Origin of the sequence: Bradyrhizobium sp. CCGUVB1N3, assembly GCF_024199925.1 — a bacterium.
Lineage (GTDB): Bacteria > Pseudomonadota > Alphaproteobacteria > Rhizobiales > Xanthobacteraceae > Bradyrhizobium.
On the sequence record NZ_JANADR010000003.1, the window covers coordinates 148355 to 168942 of the forward strand.

At 63.1% G+C, this 20588-nt stretch carries 2 protein-coding genes and 2 pseudogenes; 3 read left to right on the forward strand and 1 reads right to left on the reverse strand.

What is annotated here, in order from left to right; translation table 11 throughout:
- Positions 1-185 precede the first annotated feature (185 nt).
- Both NLM33_RS49055 and NLM33_RS49060 read left to right on the forward strand, forming a co-directional pair.
- Positions 186-590, forward strand: a pseudogene (locus NLM33_RS49055) (DDE-type integrase/transposase/recombinase); the annotation flags it as partial.
- 48 nt (positions 591-638) lie between these two features.
- Positions 639-1328, forward strand: a pseudogene (locus NLM33_RS49060) (IS256 family transposase); the annotation flags it as partial.
- Positions 1329-1624: 296 nt separating this feature from the next.
- Here NLM33_RS49060 and NLM33_RS49065 read toward each other — a convergent pair.
- On the reverse strand, positions 1625-2284 hold the full coding sequence (locus tag NLM33_RS49065) for a hypothetical protein (RefSeq protein ID WP_254106754.1): 660 nt from the start codon (positions 2282-2284) through the stop codon (positions 1625-1627).
- Between the two features lie 1738 nt (positions 2285-4022).
- Here NLM33_RS49065 and NLM33_RS49075 point away from each other — a divergent pair.
- Entirely contained in the window at positions 4023-20489 is a 16467-nt protein-coding gene (locus NLM33_RS49075; protein WP_254106681.1) for a non-ribosomal peptide synthetase, read from the forward strand.
- Positions 20490-20588 lie beyond the last annotated feature (99 nt).

The following is a 20588-nucleotide window of genomic DNA, read 5'->3' on the forward strand; positions in this document are numbered from 1 at the left end:
AAATGTTACTAACCGATTCGGATGCCGGCCATCGCGCCAGTGCGGCCACGGTATGCGGCACGCACTCGCTCGACACGCTGCATCGCGTGTTGTGTCGCCACGGTGAGCCGGTACTGAAGCGGCCGCGCCGCAAGATGAAGGGCACAAAGCGCTACGCGCGGCCAGTTCCCGGCGACCGGGTGCAGATGGACGTCTGCAAGATCGCGCCGGGCGTTTACCAGTATACGGCGATTGACGATTGCTCTCGCTACAAGGTGCTGGGCGTTTATCGCCGACGCACAGCGGCCAACGCGCTGGACTTCCTGGAGCGCCTCATTGAGGAGACGCCGTTTCCGATTCAGCGCATCCAGACCGATCGCGGCCGCGAGTTCTTTGCCGAGGCTGTGCAGCAAACGCTGATGGACTGGGCGATAAAGTTCCGTCCTATAAAGCCGCGCTCACCGCATCTGAATGGCAAAGTCGAACGAACTCAAAGGGCAGACCTCGAGGAGTTCTGGTCAACGGTCGATCCGAAAGCCGCCGATATCGAGGATCGGATTGCCGAATGGCAACATCATTGGAATTGGCGCCGCCCGCATACCGCACTCGGCGGTGGCACGCCGGTCGATCGCGTCTGCGACCTGGCGAACATCACCCCGTGTATCCTGGTGCTGGTCGGCGCGACGCCGGAGGGCCGCAAGGAATTGGTCGGCTTCCAGGTCGGCGCCCGCGAGAGCGCCCAGAGCTGGCGTGAGCTCTTGATCGATGTGAAGCAGCGCGGCCTGCGGATCGCTCCCCAAGTGGCGGTCGGTGACGGCGCGCTGGGGTTCTGGAAGGCTCTCGACGAGGTCTTCCCTGGCACGCGCCACCAGCGGTGCTGGTGCCACAAAGTCAGCAACGTGCTCGACAAGGTCGCCAAATCCGTGCAGCGCGCGATGAAGAACGATCTGCGGAACGTCTATCTGGCGCCGAGCCGGGCGAAAGCCGAAACCGCGATCGACACCTTCGTCGAGAAATACCGTGCCAAATACGGACCTGCGGTCGGGTGCTTGATCAAGGATCGTGAGGCGCTGCTCACATTCTTCGACTTCCCTGCCGAGCATTGGGTTCATCTGCGCACCTCGAATCCGATCGAGAGCGTGTTCGCCACGGTGCGGCATCGCACGGAGCGAACGAAAGGATCGCTCTCGCCGAAAACCGCCAAGCTGATGGTGTTCAAGTTGATCGACGCTGCATCGAAGACCTGGCGCCGACTGAAAGGAACAAATCAGTTGCCGAAGGTCATCGCCGGTGTAAAGTTTACTGACGGCATCGAGGTCATTCCGACCGCTGAAAGCCACGCCGCCTGATCAGGCCGCGTCACCCAGAATCAGCCATAGCTCCCCCGAAGCCGACCTCTTCCGCAGCTTGCCCGGCGCGCTGCTCCCGCTCGGCCCGTAACCGACCGGGCCTGCGCCCGCTCACCCGCCCCACTCCTCCAACGCGTACAAAACAGCTTGATGTAGAACCCGGTGACAAAAGGCCGGACGCTCACCCACGCCAGCCGCCAGCCCCCGTCAGACGTCAAGAACGACCGTGCTCTCGTGAATAGATCGGCTAAAGGGTCGAATAACACATCTCCGCTACCTGTTGGATGCAACTGATATCACAATGCATGTTGGACCCACACATTCGGCTCCACGTAAACTCCATAATTCTGCTCAACCGATACAAGTACCGGTACCAATGCGCCCTCGACCTCTGCCTGGCCTGAACGATTGAAGGCTGCCCCCGTCCATTGCGTCCACTCCGCGATGGTCCCAACGATGGTCATGGAGTAGGGAGCGATCTTCAGTATTTTGCCTCCGACGCAAACGTGAGTTCGCAACCACGAGTCCGTTGGCAAACCGTCGGCACGTTGCAATGTGACATACTCGTGCATTGCCGTCCGCGAGTCGAGGTGCTTTTGGCTGGGCCGGATAGGGACAAACATTTCTGCAAAGCCCATTTTCTTCGCGCACGCCTTCAAGGCATCCAACATCGCCAGTGCATTGCCAATGCCCCTCGCCTTGGTGACAAGGGTGATTTCGAGCGCGCTTATCGTCGTCGGCCTACGCCCAACAAGCCTGTCTTCGTGAGCCCAGCGGATAACCTGGTCCCAGCCGCCGTCAGGCAATTCGGTGCGGCCCTCGATGTTGAAGGCAAATGGAACACCAAAGGCGCGCCCGACGATCTCGCCATCGAGAAGTGCCCCAAAGGCGTAGTCGAGGTAATCGAAAAATACAGATTGCCCAAAATAGAGCTTTGCCGTCGCGTCATGTCGCATGAACTCGGGCCACACCGCCTCCAAGTCATTCGAAAAGACCAACGGGATCAAATCTGGTCGTTCCCGCAATGAGAATATCTGTATCTTCATTCTTCGTAACACCACTGCAGCCATCGCGAAAACTCTTCTTAAAGACTCTGCCACCAGATTTCTAGCGGCCTAACTTAGCCGGGCTTGGCAACTGCGGTCTAAATCGACAGTCGAATGACGTCTCGTTCGATTTCAAAACAATCGATCTTCAGAACTTGAGAGATTCGTGTGCTTTGGCCACGAGAGGGAGCATTAGACCTCCACGGACCGGCCGCAGCGATCCGGTCTAAATGTCTTTGGATAGACGACTATTGGGCGACCGACCCCGTCCGCTCCGGTATGGCGCAACTCTCACGATGAGTGCGTGTCACCCTGATCGTCGCCGCCCACAATGCGTTGATCGAGGGTATTTGCTGACCAGAAACGCTGATCTCATTCTCCACGATGAGATCCAGCTGGCGCGCTTGGGCCGTAGTGGAACGAGACCTTCACCCTGTTCCAAAGGTTTTCACATCCAAGATCACGAACACGCTCGCGGTGCCCTTGTGCCGGTACTCACAGTCGTAGTGCTCGATCTGCACCGATTCGGGCCTGATCGGCGGGTGCACTTCGCCGATCAGTAAGCATGAACTCCAATCGAGGGAGCGTCACTTCTGCAATAACCGCTACTTTCTGCCCCCGTCAGCTTCTCGAAAGCTAACCATCGTAGTTTGACAATGTTGGATCTCTCGGTGCCGATACTGCCTTGAGCATCATGCAACATCTCGAACGGATGTCATCCGAGCTACGTCAAACAGTGCGGAATAGTTTGTTTCTCGCAGGTTAGATGAGGATAGAAATGGGCGGCTGCATCTCTCGGCTGAGCGGAAGTCATGACACCTCTCAGCACGATCAATACGTTCAGGAGACCGAATTTGCCGCTCACGTCCGGTCCTTACGGCCAAGCCAATCTCGATCCATTCAACGCCAGTCGCCAGGGTCATCTCGCCCCACCGACGACGGGACTACATCGAGCGCCCACGAGGCCCCACGCATTGGCGAGAAGCTCGAATTGCTCTCCCAAACGCTGCAGCGTGCGAGGCAAGCGCAGCTTTCATCTGGCCTGATGGAATACGGTCAGCAGGTCGCTTCCTATTTGTCTGCCAACAAACAGCCCGACGACCAACTCTTGTCGTTGGACATTGACAATTTCCATCAATTGGCGGCCAGCTATAACCAGCGCTCCTCGGACCTTAACCTTAGGCACATAGAGTCGCCCGCCCAGTTTCTCGCTGCGCTGGCCCACCAGTCGTCAGATTGCGCCTGGCGCGCTGTCGTGCGACTGAAGGACGGGAAATGCACCACGTTTCCGCCGATGTTCGGATGCGCGCGGGTGGAGCTCCGACCATCATCGTGATGGAGCCTGCCAACCTTTATACGTTCATAACTTTCTATTTTGGACTGCGGCAGCAATCGATACAACAGCTTGGATCACATTGACTTGGTTGGCGGACTTCCGCAGCGCGGAGTTACCACCCGCGGCCGAGCCACTTGTGCACGAAACGGTTAGCTGAGGTGTGAAATGGCGCATTCGTCTCCTCCGACGCTCGCAGGTAGTCGCAAAACGGCAGATCAGGATAGGCAACGGCTGGCAGTCCCGTCAGTTTCCTCTGTGGTCTTTGTCGGTAGTGGTACGCTAGCTATCGGCTGCGCTCAGATAGCAATCGAGATGGGGTACGTCATCCGCGCAGTATTGTGTGCCGACCCTATATTCAGCGATTGGGCGGCGCGCACCAACGTCTTGTGCGTGGCGAGTGTTGAAGAGCTCTCCGCGTTCCTGAATACGGAATCGGTGGAGTGGATATTTTCCGTTGCAAATCCATTCATACTGCCAGCGGAAGTGTTTGGGCGAGCGCGTCAAGGCGCTTTCAATTACCACGACGGTCCCTTGCCGCGATATGCGGGAGTTCATGCGACGTCTTGGGCGCTGTTGTCTCAAGAGACTGAATACGCCATCACGTGGCATCGCCTCGACGAGGGGGTCGATACGGGTGATCTGGTCATTCAACGCCGGGTCTTGATTGCGCGCAGCGATACCGCCTTGACCCTGAATCTCAAATGTTATGAAGCAGCTGTCGAGGGCTTCCGCGAGCTCCTGACTGGGTTAACGAACGGGGGGTTCAACGCCCGTCCGCAGGTGCTAGTGGAGAGAACCTATTTTCAGAGGAATCGACGCCCGGATGCTGCGGGCTGTCTGCGATGGGATCGCTCCGCCCAAGAGCTATCAGCAGTAACACGCGCGCTAGACTTTGGGTCGTATCATACAAATCCGTTGTGCCTGCCGAAGGCTCTGCTTGGCGATGACGTTGTCGTAGTCAAATGCTTGGAAGTGCTGGCTGGACGCTCGTGCTTTCCGGCCGGCTCCCTGGTTGAAATCCACTCCAGCCATTGGCGGGTGGCGACAGGTACAGAGGATGTTGAGGTTTGCTTTAGCAGCTCAGATGGTCAGGCTTTCGACGCGCGGGCACTTGCGAGGCACTCCAATCTGAACATAGGCGATCGCCTCCCGATTTTGAGCGATGGGCAAGCGCGGAGCATAACTGTCGCCCACGAAATGTTGGCGCCTTGGGAGAAGTTTTGGCGACAGCGACTTGAGCAGTTTAAGTTATTGCAGCTTCCTTATCTGTCGTCTTCAGAAGCTGAGGCTCACCCGAGACGGCAGACGACTTCATGGCTCATTCCAAGTGCGTTGACCGAGTTGTCGCCAATGGAACGCGCGGAACACCTGTTGAGTGCTTGGCTCATCTATCTCGCCCGTATCATCGGCGAATCAGAGCTCCAATTGGGGTGGACTCCTGCAGCGAATGAAGCGCGAGCCGGGTTGAATGCGGTGGAGGCGCTTGTCGCTTCCGTCGTGCCGATGGAAATTACTATCGATCTTAGTCATGGTTTTGCAGAGGTGTGCAGGGCAGTTGCCGCCGAATGCGCTCAGCTGAAGAGGTGCGATAGCTTTGCGCGGGACCTTATCGCGCGCTGCCCAACATTGCAGAGTGCGGAGGCGCTACGATCGCGCCGCCCCTGGCCGATTGGCATTTCTGTCAGGACGGACAGCCGTTCTGCCCCTCATGATCGAGCGTCGAGGCCGAGTTCTGAGACGGCTCCAGCGGGTGATTTTCTAACATTTGAGGTTTGCGCTCTGGATGGGCGCTTTCGATGGAACTTTGATGAAAGTCGTGTGGAGCCTGAGCAGGTTGATCGCATTACGCGGCATTTGCAAACGTTATTGTGTGCTGTCGTCGTGGATGCGCAGCAGCCGGTTGGGCGGATTGAGCTGCTGTCGGCCGATGAGCGCGCGTACTTGCTGGAGGAGCTGAACCGGACGGCGGCGGCGTATCCGTCGGAGCGGTGCATCCACGAGCTGTTCGAAGCGCAGGTCGCCAAGACGCCGGATGCGGTGGCGGTGGTCCATGAGGACGAGCGCGTAAGCTATGGCGAGCTCAATGCGCGGGCCAACCGCCTGGCGCATCACCTGATCGCGCGCGGGGTGAAGCCGGACCAGCCGGTTGCGATCTGCCTGCAGCGCAGCGTGGCGATGGTGGTGGGGCTTTTGGCAATCCTCAAGGCGGGTGGTGCGTATCTGCCGCTGGACCCGACCTATCCGTCGGCGCGGCTCAAGCAGGTTCTAAACGATGCGGCGCCGCCTCTGCTGCTGGCCGATGCGGCGGGACGATCCGCGCTGGGCGCCGCGGCGCTGGCCGATGTGAACGTGGTGGCTCTCGACACGGCAATGCCGGTGTGGGCAAACCTGCCGGCCTCCGATCCGGACCCGCGCGCACTCGGCCTCACATCGCGCCACCTCGCCTATGTGATCTACACCTCCGGCTCAACAGGATCGCCCAAGGGCGTCATGATCGAGCATCGGGGGATGGTCAATTATTTGCAATGGTCAGATCACAGTTATTACAAGCGTGCTTTGAACGGATCGCTCCTGCTGCATTCGTTGAGCTTTGATGGAATCGTCACGACTCTATTTGGGCCTCTATTGGCAGGCGCTAAGCTTCATCTTGTAAAGCCGATTGCTCAGATAGATTCGCTTGCTGCTGTCGAGGATGGTCAGATCTATGATTTGATTAAGCTGACGCCGTCACATTTGAGCATGCTGAATAAGCGGCTTGATGGTTACGAAGGACCTGCTCCGACAAGAGCACTGATGGTGGGTGGCGAGGCCTTAATCCCAGCAGATATACTGTTTTGGCAAAAGCGCTTTCCGAACGTGCGCCTGATCAATCATTTTGGCCCGACAGAAGCAACGGTTGGATGTACCACTTTCGAAATATCTCAGGCTGTTGAGAGATTGAACTCGATCCCGATTGGGCGTCCGATCGCGAACGCGCAGGTGTACCTGCTGGATGGTCATGGAGCGCCTGTTCCGTTCGGGGCGGTGGGCGAACTCTACATTGGCGGAGCGGGGGTCGCGCGCGGCTACCTGAACCGTCCCGCGCTGACGGCGGAGCGGTTCATCGCCAGTCCCTTTGTGGAAGGCGACCGGCTGTACCGGACCGGCGACCTTGCGCGGTATCTGCCGGACGGCAATCTGGAGTTTTTGGGCCGCAGCGACGACCAGGTGAAGATCCGCGGCTTCCGGATCGAGCCGGGCGAGATTGCGGCGCGGCTTGTTGAGCACGCATCGGTGCGCGAGGCGGCGGTGGTGGCGCGCGAGGATCGCTCTGGCGAGAAGCGCCTGGTCGCCTATGTGGTGACGGCTGACGAGGATGCCGGCGAAGCTGAGGCGGCCGAGCTTGCCGGCACGTTGCGCACGCATCTCGGTGCGCGGCTGCCGGAGTACATGGTGCCGTCCGCGTTCGTGCGGCTTGCGGTGCTGCCGCTGACGGTGAACGGCAAGCTGGACCGCAAGGCGCTGCCGGCTCCGGAGGATGATGCGTATGCGCGTCGCACCTATGAGGCGCCGCGGGGCGAGATTGAGACGGCGCTGGCGCAGATCTGGGCGGAGCTTCTGGGGCTGGAGCGGGTCGGCCGGCACGACAACTTCTTCGAGCTGGGCGGCCACTCGCTCCTGGCCGTGCAGCTGATGGAGCGTCTGCGACGGCTGTCGCTTGGGATCGAGGTGCGGACCTTGTTTGCCAAGCCGGTGCTGGCGGATCTGGCGGTGAGCCTTGGCAGTCATCATGAGGTGACAGTCCCGGCCAACCTGATCACGGAGAGAAGCACGGCGATCACGCCGCAGATGCTGCCGCTGATTGAGCTGGCGCAGGGCGAGATCGACCGGATCGTCGCCACGGTGCCCGGTGGTCTCAGTAACGTCCAGGATATTTATGCCTTGTCGCCGCTGCAGGACGGCATCCTGTTCCATCATCTGTTGGCGAGCCGCGGCGATCCGTACCTGTTGGTCTCGCAGATGGCCTTTGCCCACCGTGGCTTGCTGGAGCGCTATCTGGCCGCAGTTCAGCGGGTTGTGGACCGGCACGACATTCTGCGCACGTCGTTTGTCTGGGAGGGCCTGTCGGGCCCGGCCCAGGTGGTGTGGCGGAACGCGCCGCTGGAGGTGACCGAGGTTGAGCTGGATGCGTCCGCTGGTCCTGGCCCCGAGCAGCTCAGGCGCCGGTTTGATCCGCGCCAGCACCGCATCGATCTAGGGCTGGCGCCCTTGTTGCGGTTTGTGATCGCGCGCGAGCCCAGCAGCGGGCGCTGGCTGCTGCTTCAGCTGCAGCATCATTTGATCGGGGATCACACGACCTCGGAAGTGATGCATGCCGAGGTGCAGGCCGCGCTTGACGGACGCGAGCATGAGCTGAGAGCACCGCAGCCGTTCCGCAACCTGGTGGCGCAGACGCGCCTGGGCGTTGATGCAAAGGCGCATGAAGAGTTCTTCCGCTCGTGGCTCGCCGACATCGACGCGCCGACCACGCCGTTCGGCTTGAGCGAGGTGCGCGGCGACGGCAGTGGGGTCGGCGAGGCGCGCCGGATGCTGCCGCAAGAGCTCAACGATCGGTTGCGGGCGCAGGCGCGGCGGCTGGGCGTGAGCCTGGCGAGCCTGTGCCATCTGGCGTGGGGCCAGGTGGTGGCGCGCAGCAGCGGGCGCGAGCAGGTGGTGTTCGGCACGGTGCTGTTCGGCCGCATGCAGGGCGGCGCCGGCGCCGACCGCGCGATGGGCCTGTTCATGAACACCCTGCCGCTGCGGTTGGACTTGGACGGGACCGGGGTCGAGGCGAGCGTTCGGACCACGCATCGCCGGCTGGCTGAACTATTGGCACACGAACATGCCTCGCTGGCGCTGGCACAGCGCTGCAGCCGCGTTGCGACACCGGCACCGCTGTTCAGCGCGCTGTTGAACTACCGCCACAATACGCCGGCGGCGATCTCCGAACCGGATGATGTGCTCTCGGGCATGGAATGGTTGAGCGGGGAGGAACGCACCAATTATCCGCTGACGTTGTCGGTGGAGGATTTTGGCGAAGCGCTGGGGCTGACGGCGGACGCGGCGGAGCCGGTATGTCCGGACCGGGTCTGCGGCTACATGCAGCGCGCGCTTGCGCAGCTGGCTGAGGCGCTGGAGCGGACGCCGAACATGCCGGTGCGGGAGCTGGACATCCTGCCGGCCGACGAACGCAGCTATTTGCTGGAGGAGCTGAACCGGACGGCGGCGGCGTATCCGTCGGAGCGGTGCATCCACGAGCTGTTCGAAGCGCAGGTCGCCAAGACGCCGGATGCGGTGGCGGTGGTCCATGAGGACGAGCGCGTAAGCTATGGCGAGCTCAATGCGCGGGCCAACCGCCTGGCGCATCACCTGATCGCGCGCGGGGTGAAGCCGGACCAGCCGGTTGCGATCTGCCTGCAGCGCAGCGTGGCGATGGTGGTGGGGCTTTTGGCAATCCTCAAGGCGGGTGGTGCGTATCTGCCGCTGGACCCGACCTATCCGTCGGCGCGGCTCAAGCAGGTTCTAAACGATGCGGCGCCGCCTCTGCTGCTGGCCGATGCGGCGGGACGATCCGCGCTGGGCGCCGCGGCGCTGGCCGATGTGAACGTGGTGGCCCTCGACACGGCAATGCCGGTGTGGGCAAACCTGCCGGCCTCCGATCCGGACCCGCGCGCACTCGGCCTCAGCTCACGCCACCTCGCCTATGTGATCTACACCTCAGGCTCAACCGGCATGCCAAAGGGCGTCATGGTCGAGCATCGGGGGATGGTCAATTACCTGTGCTGGGCCTGCCATGCTTACGCGCCCAGATCATCCTCCGTGGTCTCTTCGCCTGTCGCATTCGATGCGACAATAAACAGCCTGTTTGCACCTCTCATTCACGGCGGCTATGCAGATCTTCTAACGGAGGGCGATGAGGTTGAGGGGCTAAAAGCAAAGATCAGCTCGGAGTGCGGGCTGATCAACATCACCCCGAACCATCTGGATGCTCTTGGGCAACAGATGCTGGCGGACACCGCCGCCAGTCAAGTTGGAACGTTTATCATCGGCGGTGAAGCGCTGTCGCATTCGACAGTGGAGTTGTGGCGCCGGATCCAGCCCACCGCCAGGATGGTCAACGAATACGGCCCAACCGAAACCGTTGTCGGCTGCATCTTCCATGACATTGCGACAGAATTAACTCTCGCGACGAACGTCCCGATTGGGCGTCCGATCGCGAACACGCAGGTGTACCTGCTTGATGGTCATGGAGCGCCTGTTCCGTTCGGGGCGGTGGGCGAACTCTACATTGGCGGAGCGGGGGTCGCGCGCGGCTACCTGAACCGTCCCGCGCTGACGGCGGAGCGGTTCATCGCCAGTCCCTTTGTGGAAGGCGACCGGCTGTACCGGACCGGCGACCTTGCGCGGTATCTGCCGGACGGCAATCTGGAGTTTTTGGGCCGCAGCGACGACCAGGTGAAGATCCGCGGCTTCCGGATCGAGCCGGGCGAGATTGCGGCGCGGCTTGTTGAGCACGCATCGGTGCGCGAGGCGGCGGTGGTGGCGCGCGAGGATCGCTCTGGCGAGAAGCGCCTGGTCGCCTATGTGGTGACGGCTGACGAGGATGCCGGCGAAGCTGAGGCGGCCGAGCTTGCCGGCACGTTGCGCACGCATCTCGGTGCGCGGCTGCCGGAGTACATGGTGCCGTCCGCGTTCGTGCGGCTTGCGGTGCTGCCGCTGACGGTGAACGGCAAGCTGGACCGCAAGGCGCTGCCGGCTCCGGAGGATGATGCGTATGCGCGTCGCACCTATGAGGCGCCGCGGGGCGAGATTGAGACGGCGCTGGCGCAGATCTGGGCGGAGCTTCTGGGGCTGGAGCGGGTCGGCCGGCACGACAACTTCTTCGAGCTGGGCGGCCACTCGCTCCTGGCCGTGCGGTTGTTGAGCCGGGTCTCGCAAGCTGTTGGCCTCGCCCTGCCGCTAACGACGCTGTTTGCCAAACCGGTGCTGGCCGATCTGGCCGAGAGCATCGTGGATGAGTTGAGCCGCTCCGGTCCACAAGAGCTGCCGGCCATTGTGGCTGTGTCGCGCGAAGAGCCGCTTGTGCTGTCCTTTGCGCAGCAGCGGCTGTGGTTCTTGGCGCAGCTGGATGAGACCGGCACGCACTATCACGTTCCGCTGGCGTGGCGGCTGGAAGGTGTGCTCGACCGCAGCGCCTGGCAGCGCAGCCTTGACTGTTTGCTGGCGCGTCATGAGGCGCTGCGCAGTATTTTTGTCGCCGACGAGGGCAGGCCCAGGGTTGAGGTTTTGCCGCCGGATATGCCGCTTCCGGTGCTGCAGCACGATCTGCGCGACAGGGTAGATGCGGAGGCTGCGCTGTCTGATCTGTGCCATGAAGAGGCGCGCGCGCCGTTCGATCTGGCACGTGGCCCACTGATCCGCGGCCGGCTGATCCGGATGTCGGATGAGGAGCACGTCTTCCTGCTGACGCAGCATCATATTGTCTCGGACGGCTGGTCGCTGGGCGTGTTGGTGCGTGAGCTCAGTCAGCTGTACCGGGCGTTTGTGGCCGGAGAGGACGATCCGTTGCCGCCGCTTGCGATCCAGTATCCGGACTATGCCGCCTGGCAGCGACAGTGGCTGTCGGGCGAGCGGCTCTCGAACCAGGCGCAGTATTGGCGCAATGCCCTGTCGGGCGCACCGGCGCGTCTTGCGTTGCCGACGGACCGTCCGCGGCCGGCCGAGCAGTCGTTTGCCGGGGCCAGTGTTCCTGTTGTCATCGATGCGGATCTGACGCGGGACTTGAGGCGGCTGAGCCGGCAGCATGGCACGACGTTGTTCATGACGGTGCTGGCGGCATGGGCCGCGGTGCTGTCGCGTCTGTCGGGGCAGGACGACATCGTCATTGGCGTGCCGAGCGCCAATCGGGGCCGGGGCGAGATCGAAGAGTTGATCGGCTTCTTCGTCAACACCCTGGCGCTTCGGCTGGACCTGTCGGGCGAGCCGAGCGTGTTGCAGCTTCTGGAACGGACGCGGCGCACGGCACTGGCTGCGCAGGAGCATCAGGACCTGCCGTTCGAGCAGGTCGTCGAGATCGTCAAGCCGCCCCGGCATCTCGATCACACGCCGTTGTTCCAGGTGATGTTGGCCTGGCAGAACAACGCCGTCAGGTCGTTCGACCTTGCCGGGCTGAGCGTGGAGGCTGCCGGGGAAGGGCTCGATCAGGTCAAGTTCGATCTGGAGCTGAGTCTAGGCGAATGTGATGAGGTCATAACCGGAAGGTTTGATTATGCCACGGCGCTGTTCGATGAAGCGACGATCGAGCGGCAGCGTGGTTATCTGCTGGCGCTGCTGCGGGCGATGGTTGCCGATGCCGGGCAACCGGTCGGCCGCATCGACATCCTGCCGGCCGACGAACGCGCGTACTTGCTGGAGGAGCTGAACCGGACGGCGGCGGCGTATCCGTCGGAGCGGTGCATCCACGAGCTGTTCGAAGCGCAGGTCGCCAAGACGCCGGATGCGGTGGCGGTGGTCCATGAGGACGAGCGCGTAAGCTATGGCGAGCTCAATGCGCGGGCCAACCGCCTGGCGCATCACCTGATCGCGCGCGGGGTGAAGCCGGACCAGCCGGTTGCGATCTGCCTGCAGCGCAGCGTGGCGATGGTGGTGGGGCTTTTGGCAATCCTCAAGGCGGGTGGTGCGTATCTGCCGCTGGACCCGACCTATCCGTCGGCGCGGCTCAAGCAGGTTCTAAACGATGCGGCGCCGCCTCTGCTGCTGGCCGATGCGGCGGGACGATCCGCGCTGGGCGCCGCGGCGCTGGCCGATGTGAACGTGGTGGCCCTCGACACGGCAATGCCGGTGTGGGCAAACCTGCCGGCCTCCGATCCGGACCCGCGCGCACTCGGCCTCACATCGCGCCACCTCGCCTATGTGATCTACACCTCCGGCTCAACAGGATCGCCCAAGGGCGTCATGGTCGAGCATCGGGGGATGGTCAATTACCTGTGCTGGGCCTGCCATGCTTACGCGCCCAGATCATCCTCCGTGGTCTCTTCGCCTGTCGCATTCGATGCGACAATAAACAGCCTGTTTGCACCTCTCATTCACGGCGGCTATGCAGATCTTCTAACGGAGGGCGATGAGGTTGAGGGGCTAAAAGCAAAGATCAGCTCGGAGTGCGGGCTGATCAACATCACCCCGAACCATCTGGATGCTCTTGGGCAACAGATGCTGGCGGACACCGCCGCCAGTCAAGTTGGAACGTTTATCATCGGCGGTGAAGCGCTGTCGCATTCGACAGTGGAGTTGTGGCGCCGGATCCAGCCCACCGCCAGGATGGTCAACGAATACGGCCCAACCGAAACCGTTGTCGGCTGCATCTTCCATGACATTGCGACAGAATTAACTCTCGCGACGAACGTCCCGATTGGGCGTCCGATCGCGAACGCGCAGGTGTACCTGCTGGATGGTCATGGAGCGCCTGTTCCGTTCGGGGCGGTGGGCGAACTCTACATTGGCGGAGCGGGGGTCGCGCGCGGCTACCTGAACCGTCCCGCGCTGACGGCGGAGCGGTTCATCGCCAGTCCCTTTGTGGAAGGCGACCGGCTGTACCGGACCGGCGACCTTGCGCGGTATCTGCCGGACGGCAATCTGGAGTTTTTGGGCCGCAGCGACGACCAGGTGAAGATCCGCGGCTTCCGGATCGAGCCGGGCGAGATTGCGGCGCGGCTTGTTGAGCACGCATCGGTGCGCGAGGCGGCGGTGGTGGCGCGCGAGGATCGCTCTGGCGAGAAGCGCCTGGTCGCCTATGTGGTGACGGCTGACGAGGATGCCGGCGAAGCTGAGGCGGCCGAGCTTGCCGGCACGTTGCGCACGCATCTCGGTGCGCGGCTGCCGGAGTACATGGTGCCGTCCGCGTTCGTGCGGCTTGCGGTGCTGCCGCTGACGGTGAACGGCAAGCTGGACCGCAAGGCGCTGCCGGCTCCGGAGGATGATGCGTATGCGCGTCGCACCTATGAGGCGCCGCGGGGCGAGATTGAGACGGCGCTGGCGCAGATCTGGGCGGAGCTTCTGGGGCTGGAGCGGGTCGGCCGGCACGACAACTTCTTCGAGCTGGGCGGCCACTCGCTCCTGGCCGTGCAGCTGATGGAGCGTCTGCGACGGCTGTCGCTTGGGATCGAGGTGCGGACCTTGTTTGCCAAGCCGGTGCTGGCGGATCTGGCGGTGAGCCTTGGCAGTCATCATGAGGTGACAGTCCCGGCCAACCTGATCACGGAGAGAAGCACGGCGATCACGCCGCAGATGCTGCCGCTGATTGAGCTGGCGCAGGGCGAGATCGACCGGATCGTCGCCACGGTGCCCGGTGGTCTCAGTAACGTCCAGGATATTTATGCCTTGTCGCCGCTGCAGGACGGCATCCTGTTCCATCATCTGTTGGCGAGCCGCGGCGATCCGTACCTGTTGGTCTCGCAGATGGCCTTTGCCCACCGTGGCTTGCTGGAGCGCTATCTGGCCGCAGTTCAGCGGGTTGTGGACCGGCACGACATTCTGCGCACGTCGTTTGTCTGGGAGGGCCTGTCGGGCCCGGCCCAGGTGGTGTGGCGGAACGCGCCGCTGGAGGTGACCGAGGTTGAGCTGGATGCGTCCGCTGGTCCTGGCCCCGAGCAGCTCAGGCGCCGGTTTGATCCGCGCCAGCACCGCATCGATCTAGGGCTGGCGCCCTTGTTGCGGTTTGTGATCGCGCGCGAGCCCAGCAGCGGGCGCTGGCTGCTGCTTCAGCTGCAGCATCATTTGATCGGGGATCACACGACCTCGGAAGTGATGCATGCCGAGGTGCAGGCCGCGCTTGACGGACGCGAGCATGAGCTGAGAGCACCGCAGCCGTTCCGCAACCTGGTGGCGCAGACGCGCCTGGGCGTTGATGCAAAGGCGCATGAAGAGTTCTTCCGCTCGTGGCTCGCCGACATCGACGCGCCGACCACGCCGTTCGGCTTGAGCGAGGTGCGCGGCGACGGCAGTGGGGTCGGCGAGGCGCGCCGGATGCTGCCGCAAGAGCTCAACGATCGGTTGCGGGCGCAGGCGCGGCGGCTGGGCGTGAGCCTGGCGAGCCTGTGCCATCTGGCGTGGGGCCAGGTGGTGGCGCGCAGCAGCGGGCGCGAGCAGGTGGTGTTCGGCACGGTGCTGTTCGGCCGCATGCAGGGCGGCGCCGGCGCCGACCGCGCGATGGGCCTGTTCATGAACACCCTGCCGCTGCGGTTGGACTTGGACGGGACCGGGGTCGAGGCGAGCGTTCGGACCACGCATCGCCGGCTGGCTGAACTATTGGCACACGAACATGCCTCGCTGGCGCTGGCACAGCGCTGCAGCCGCGTTGCGACACCGGCACCGCTGTTCAGCGCGCTGTTGAACTACCGCCACAATACGCCGGCGGCGATCTCCGAACCGGATGATGTGCTCTCGGGCATGGAATGGTTGAGCGGGGAGGAACGCACCAATTATCCGCTGACGTTGTCGGTGGAGGATTTTGGCGAAGCGCTGGGGCTGACGGCGGACGCGGCGGAGCCGGTATGTCCGGACCGGGTCTGCGGCTACATGCAGCGCGCGCTTGCGCAGCTGGCTGAGGCGCTGGAGCGGACGCCGAACATGCCGGTGCGGGAGCTGGACATCCTGCCGGCCGACGAACGCAGCTATTTGCTGGAGGAGCTGAACCGGACGGCGGCGGCGTATCCGTCGGAGCGGTGCATCCACGAGCTGTTCGAAGCGCAGGTCGCCAAGACGCCGGATGCGGTGGCGGTGGTCCATGAGGACGAGCGCGTAAGCTATGGCGAGCTCAATGCGCGGGCCAACCGCCTGGCGCATCACCTGATCGCGCGCGGGGTGAAGCCGGACCAGCCGGTTGCGATCTGCCTGCAGCGCAGCGTGGCGATGGTGGTGGGGCTTTTGGCAATCCTCAAGGCGGGTGGTGCGTATCTGCCGCTGGACCCGACCTATCCGTCGGCGCGGCTCAAGCAGGTTCTAAACGATGCGGCGCCGCCTCTGCTGCTGGCCGATGCGGCGGGACGATCCGCGCTGGGCGCCGCGGCGCTGGCCGATGTGAACGTGGTGGCCCTCGACACGGCAATGCCGGTGTGGGCAAACCTGCCGGCCTCCGATCCGGACCCGCGCGCACTCGGCCTCACATCGCGCCACCTCGCCTATGTGATCTACACCTCCGGCTCAACCGGCATGCCAAAGGGCGTCATGGTCGAGCATAAGAGCGCCGTGAACCTGCTGCATTGGAGCGGCGGAGTGTTCGCCCCCTCAGAGATCAGCCGCATGCTGTTCTCCACCTCGATCAGTTTTGATCTGTCTGTCTATGAATGCTTCGTTCCGCTTTCGCAAGGAAGCACGCTCTACCTTGTCGAGAATGCACTGGCGCTGGCGGAGAGGCCTTTGGATGTCTCCATGATCAACACAGTGCCCTCGGCGATCGCCTCTCTGGTCGACAAAAAAGCAGTACCGGCTTCGACAAGCGTGGTTAATTTGGCAGGTGAGCCGCTGAAGGCTGGTCTGATCGAGAAGATATTCGAGAGCAGCCACGTCCAGAAGATTTGTAATCTGTATGCTCCTTCCGAGACGACGACGTACTCAACCTGGATCTGCATGCCAAGGGGGGACGCTGTCGTCGAGACGATCGGCCGGCCGATCGCGAACACGCAGGTGTATCTGCTGGATGGTCATGGAGCGCCTGTTCCGTTCGGGGCGGTGGGCGAACTCTACATTGGCGGAGCGGGGGTCGCGCGCGGCTACCTGAACCGTCCCGCGCTGACGGCGGAGCGGTTCATCGCCAGTCCCTTTGTGGAAGGCGACCGGCTGTACCGGACCGGCGACCTTGCGCGGTATCTGCCGGACGGCAATCTGGAGTTTTTGGGCCGCAGCGACGACCAGGTGAAGATCCGCGGCTTCCGGATCGAGCCGGGCGAGATTGCGGCGCGGCTTGTTGAGCACGCATCGGTGCGCGAGGCGGCGGTGGTGGCGCGCGAGGATCGCTCTGGCGAGAAGCGCCTGGTCGCCTATGTGGTGACGGCTGACGAGGATGCCGGCGAAGCTGAGGCGGCCGAGCTTGCCGGCACGTTGCGCACGCATCTCGGTGCGCGGCTGCCGGAGTACATGGTGCCGTCCGCGTTCGTGCGGCTTGCGGTGCTGCCGCTGACGGTGAACGGCAAGCTGGACCGCAAGGCGCTGCCGGCTCCGGAGGATGATGCGTATGCGCGTCGCACCTATGAGGCGCCGCGGGGCGAGATTGAGACGGCGCTGGCGCAGATCTGGGCGGAGCTTCTGGGGCTGGAGCGGGTCGGCCGGCACGACAACTTCTTCGAGCTGGGCGGCCACTCGCTCCTGGCCGTGCGGTTGTTGAGCCGGGTCTCGCAAGCTGTTGGCCTCGCCCTGCCGCTAACGACGCTGTTTGCCAAACCGGTGCTGGCCGATCTGGCCGAGAGCATCGTGGATGAGTTGAGCCGCTCCGGTCCACAAGAGCTGCCGGCCATTGTGGCTGTGTCGCGCGAAGAGCCGCTTGTGCTGTCCTTTGCGCAGCAGCGGCTGTGGTTCTTGGCGCAGCTGGATGAGACCGGCACGCACTATCACGTTCCGCTGGCGTGGCGGCTGGAAGGTGTGCTCGACCGCAGCGCCTGGCAGCGCAGCCTTGACTGTTTGCTGGCGCGTCATGAGGCGCTGCGCAGTATTTTTGTCGCCGACGAGGGCAGGCCCAGGGTTGAGGTTTTGCCGCCGGATATGCCGCTTCCGGTGCTGCAGCACGATCTGCGCGACAGGGTAGATGCGGAGGCTGCGCTGTCTGATCTGTGCCATGAAGAGGCGCGCGCGCCGTTCGATCTGGCACGTGGCCCACTGATCCGCGGCCGGCTGATCCGGATGTCGGATGAGGAGCACGTCTTCCTGCTGACGCAGCATCATATTGTCTCGGACGGCTGGTCGCTGGGCGTGTTGGTGCGTGAGCTCAGTCAGCTGTACCGGGCGTTTGTGGCCGGAGAGGACGATCCGTTGCCGCCGCTTGCGATCCAGTATCCGGACTATGCCGCCTGGCAGCGACAGTGGCTGTCGGGCGAGCGGCTCTCGAACCAGGCGCAGTATTGGCGCAATGCCCTGTCGGGCGCACCGGCGCGTCTTGCGTTGCCGACGGACCGTCCGCGGCCGGCCGAGCAGTCGTTTGCCGGGGCCAGTGTTCCTGTTGTCATCGATGCGGATCTGACGCGGGACTTGAGGCGGCTGAGCCGGCAGCATGGCACGACGTTGTTCATGACGGTGCTGGCGGCATGGGCCGCGGTGCTGTCGCGTCTGTCGGGGCAGGACGACATCGTCATTGGCGTGCCGAGCGCCAATCGGGGCCGGGGCGAGATCGAAGAGTTGATCGGCTTCTTCGTCAACACCCTGGCGCTTCGGCTGGACCTGTCGGGCGAGCCGAGCGTGTTGCAGCTTCTGGAACGGACGCGGCGCACGGCACTGGCTGCGCAGGAGCATCAGGACCTGCCGTTCGAGCAGGTCGTCGAGATCGTCAAGCCGCCCCGGCATCTCGATCACACGCCGTTGTTCCAGGTGATGTTGGCCTGGCAGAACAACGCCGTCAGGTCGTTCGACCTTGCCGGGCTGAGCGTGGAGGCTGCCGGGGAAGGGCTCGATCAGGTCAAGTTCGATCTGGAGCTGAGTCTAGGCGAATGTGATGAGGTCATAACCGGAAGGTTTGATTATGCCACGGCGCTGTTCGATGAAGCGACGATCGAGCGGCAGCGTGGTTATCTGCTGGCGCTGCTGCGGGCGATGGTTGCCGATGCCGGGCAACCGGTCGGCCGCATCGACATCCTGCCGGCCGACGAACGCGCGTACTTGCTGGAGGAGCTGAACCGGACGGCGGCGGCGTATCCGTCGGAGCGGTGCATCCACGAGCTGTTCGAAGCGCAGGTCGCCAAGACGCCGGATGCGGTGGCGGTGGTCCATGAGGACGAGCGCGTAAGCTATGGCGAGCTCAATGCGCGGGCCAACCGCCTGGCGCATCACCTGATCGCGCGCGGGGTGAAGCCGGACCAGCCGGTTGCGATCTGCCTGCAGCGCAGCGTGGCGATGGTGGTGGGGCTTTTGGCAATCCTCAAGGCGGGTGGTGCGTATCTGCCGCTGGACCCGACCTATCCGTCGGCGCGGCTCAAGCAGGTTCTAAACGATGCGGCGCCGCCTCTGCTGCTGGCCGATGCGGCGGGACGATCCGCGCTGGGCGCCGCGGCGCTGGCCGATGTGAACGTGGTGGCTCTCGACACGGCAATGCCGGTGTGGGCAAACCTGCCGGCCTCCGATCCGGACCCGCGCGCACTCGGCCTGAGCTCACGCCATCTCGCCTATGTGATCTACACCTCAGGCTCAACCGGCATGCCAAAGGGCGTCATGGTCGAGCATGCTCAGATTGTTCGTCTGTTCGAGACGACGCAGGATTGGTATGGCTTCACTGAACATGACGTATGGTGCTTGTTCCATTCCTTCTCGTTCGACTTCTCAGTGTGGGAGTTGTGGGGCGCACTGCGTTATGGCGGTCGCTTGATTCTCGTGCCGAGCGATACCGCTCACTCCACTCCTGACTTTCATGATCTCATCTGCAAGTCCGGCGTCACAGTTCTGAACCAAACCCCTTCGGCTTTCAAAGCTCTCGTTGATCTGGAGTGTCAGAGCAACGTTCGAAACGGCATTCGCTATGTGATTTTTGGCGGGGAGGCTCTGGAGCCATCGATTCTGAAGCCGTGGTATGCAAGGCATTCAGATCGCGCGCCACAACTGATCAACATGTATGGCATCACGGAAACGACCGTGCATGCCACCTATAGACCTCTTGATCAATCTTACACCACCGCCTCGGGCAGTCTGATCGGAAAGCGCATCCCCGATCTTCGAGTCTATCTGCTTGATGGTCATGGAGCGCCTGTTCCGTTCGGGGCGGTGGGCGAACTCTACATTGGCGGAGCGGGGGTCGCGCGCGGCTACCTGAACCGTCCCGCGCTGACGGCGGAGCGGTTCATCGCCAGTCCCTTTGTGGAAGGCGACCGGCTGTACCGGACCGGCGACCTTGCGCGGTATCTGCCGGACGGCAATCTGGAGTTTTTGGGCCGCAGCGACGACCAGGTGAAGATCCGCGGCTTCCGGATCGAGCCGGGCGAGATTGCGGCGCGGCTTGTTGAGCACGCATCGGTGCGCGAGGCGGCGGTGGTGGCGCGCGAGGATCGCTCTGGCGAGAAGCGCCTGGTCGCCTATGTGGTGACGGCTGACGAGGATGCCGGCGAAGCTGAGGCGGCCGAGCTTGCCGGCACGTTGCGCACGCATCTCGGTGCGCGGCTGCCGGAGTACATGGTGCCGTCCGCGTTCGTGCGGCTTGCAGGACTGCCGCTGACGGTGAACGGCAAGCTGGACCGCAAGGCGCTGCCGGCTCCGGAAGATGATGCGTATGCGCGTCGCACCTATGAGGCGCCGCGGGGCGAGATTGAGACGGCGCTGGCGCAGATCTGGGCGGAGCTTCTGGGGCTCGAGCGGGTCGGCCGGCACGACAACTTCTTCGAACTGGGCGGCCACTCGCTCTTGGCCGTGCGACTCTCGAACAGGGTATCGAAGGCTGTGAGTGTCGAACTGCCGTTGAGCACGCTGTTCGCCAAACCGGTGCTGGCCGAGTTCGCTCGTGAAACCTCTATTACTTTGATCGAACAAAAATTCGATCGCGACGACCGTCAGAAGCTGCTCTCCCTGGGTGCCTAGAAATGACTGACTTAGTTAGGACCGAGTTGGAAAAACTCGATGCTGAAGGCCTAAGCAAGCTTCTTTTGCTCGCTAAAAAGGGAGACGGGAGCGAGAGCC